We start from the raw sequence: 1,343 nt of genomic DNA, 5'->3' as shown, positions 1-1,343 counted from the left end.
TGGGGGGCGGGGCCATGTTCATGGAGAGGTAGATGGCGCCGGTGTGGGGGGTGGTGAAGGTTTGGGGGGTCTGGGTGGTGTCGTTGTCGGGTGCGGGTTCCCAGTGGGGGGGTGGTGGCCAGGGCGTGGTGGGGGTGGTGGTGTCGGGTGTGGTGTCTGCGGGTGTGGTGGTGTCTGGTGTTGTTCCGGGGTGGGGGTTTTCGGGGAAGGGCAGGTCGAGCAGGCCGTTGGGGTCGTAGGGGAGCTTGGGGTCTAGGTCTAGCGGTGGCGGGGTGGTTTTGGAGTCGAGCGGGCTCCAGTGCCGGATCGGTTCCGGTTCGTTGCTGTTAGGTGCGGGCGGGGTGTCATTGGTTTCTCCCAGCGGCCACACCAGCGCCTCCTGGCCGGAAGATCGGGTGCTGTCGCCTTGGTGTGTTTTGGCTGTGCTGCTGATGCTGTTGTCGGTGGTCTGTGTGGTGGTCGGGGGAGCGGTGTTCTCGTCCTTAGCCGGGGTGTTGCTTCTGTCCTCCGTTTCGTCGTTGCCCTCGGTCTCGGTGTTGTCAGGGTGGGTGACAGTGTCGTGCACGGCCGGGGGCTGGTCGGTGGTCTCGCTTCCTTCCCCGTTCCGTCCGCTGGTGTCGGTAGCTCCGGTGGTGTGTGCGCGAGGTGTGCCGGCCGGGGTGGCGCTGGTGGGACTGGCCTGTCCGGTGGGCGGTGGTGCGGTGGTACCGGGTGCGATGTCGGGGACCGCGAAGACGCTGATGTCGGTGTTGTTGGCCCAAGGCAGGGGGGAGGAGGGGAGGGCGCTGTCGGTTTTGGGGTCGAGGTCCAATCCTGTGAAGAGGTGTTTGGGGTCGAGGGGGCCTTGGAGGGGGGAGGGCGCTGTTCGGGGTGTGGCGGGTGGAGTGTCGTAGAGGTCGGGTGGGGAGGTGGTGCCGCTGTTGGCGGTGTCCTGGTGCTGCTGAGTGGCAGGCGGAGTGTTGAGTTCGTCGGTGAAGCCGTCGAGGTAGGGGTTGTCCTCGGGGCGGGTGTTCTGGTCCTGGTCCTGGTCCTGGCTGTTCGGGGTCTGGTAGTTCTGGCTGGCGCGGGTGCCCGGCGGGTTCTGGGCTCCGAAGGCCCGGTCGCCGTCAGCCGCGCCCCCGTCGGTTCCGGGGGCGGAGAGCCCGGTGGCGGCGGCCGCCGTGATCGGGGCGAACGCGCCTGGGGCCCCCTGGGGCAGGGGTGGGTCGTTGCGGGTCGCGGCGGGTGGAGCGGTCCGGTCGGGGGTGTGCGGGGCGGCTGCGGTGTACTCGTTGCCGGTAGGGGTGTGCGGGTCGGTTTCCGGGGCGGTGGTCTCGGGGTCTTCGTGGGCTGTGACCGCGCGG

The 1,343-nt window shown here is 69.2% G+C and carries 1 pseudogene; it reads right to left on the bottom strand.

The features are described from left to right. Positions 1-1,343 (bottom strand): annotated as a pseudogene (locus B042_RS26210) (hypothetical protein); the annotation flags it as partial.

Origin of the sequence: Nocardiopsis sp. CNT312 (assembly GCF_000515115.1) — a bacterium.
Classification (GTDB): Bacteria; Actinomycetota; Actinomycetes; order Streptosporangiales; family Streptosporangiaceae; genus Nocardiopsis.
Note: the sequence above shows the minus strand (reverse complement) of the source record. Positions and strands in the feature narration are given on the sequence as shown.